The 1,013-nt window shown below is 36.7% G+C and carries 1 protein-coding gene; it reads left to right on the forward strand.

The window, feature by feature from the left end; translation table 11 throughout:
- Nucleotides 1-1,013 (forward strand): HAD-IC family P-type ATPase (locus ABZY20_RS37550; RefSeq protein WP_356448068.1); only part of this gene is annotated, 1,013 nt, incomplete at both ends.

Genomic DNA, 1,013 nt, shown 5'->3' on the forward strand with positions numbered 1-1,013 from the left:
ACAGTAAACTTTGGTGCAAGTAAGATTTCAGTAGAAGGCCAAACAACAATTGAAGAACTCGAAGAAGCGGGAGCCTTCGAAAATCTTATCATTCGTGATGATCAAGAAAATGATGAACAAGTTAGATCAAAAGAGTCTTTTATTAAACGGAATATCGCTTTAATCATCTCTCTTGGTTTTATACTTGTTGCTGTGATTTCCCAACTATCATTGGGCGAAGATCATTTATTAACGAAAGCTCTTTATATATTGGCAATAATAATTGGTGGATTTGATTTATTTAAAGAAGGGTTCTCTGATTTGATCAAATTGGACTTCTCCATGGAATCTTTAATGACTATTGCAATTATTGGGGCCGCATTTATTGGAGAATGGGCCGAAGGTTCTATTGTAGTAATACTATTTGCTATTAGCGAAGCTTTGGAACGATTTTCAATGGATAAAGCAAGACAGTCGATTCGTTCTCTTATGGATATAGCTCCCAAAGAAGCTCTTATCAGGAGAAACAATGTAGAGCAATTAGTCAGTGTCGATAAAATCGATATCGACGATATTATGATCATTAAACCCGGACAAAAAATAGCCATGGATGGGCTTGTTATCAACGGTCATTCTTCAGTAAATCAAGCAGCAATAACAGGAGAATCGGTTCCTGTTGAAAAACAGTTAGATGATGAAGTGTTTGCAGGAACACTAAATGAAGAAGGTGTTCTTGAAGTCAAAGTAACAAAAAAAGTAACGGATACAACGATTGCCAAAATCATTCACTTAGTTGAAGAAGCGCAAGGAGAACGAGCTCCTGCACAAGCCTTTGTAGATAAATTTGCAAAATACTATACGCCATTCATAATTATTATGGCCCTTTTGATAGTGGTTGTTCCTCCGCTATTCTTTGGTGGTGACTGGAATAAATGGCTTTACCAAGGGTTATCCATTTTAGTTGTCGGATGTCCTTGTTCATTAGTGATCTCAACACCTGTTTCAATTGTTTCGGCTATTGGTAATGCAGCAAA

Source organism: Streptomyces sp. NPDC006624, from assembly GCF_040611555.1.
Classification (GTDB): domain Bacteria; phylum Actinomycetota; class Actinomycetes; order Streptomycetales; family Streptomycetaceae; genus Streptomyces.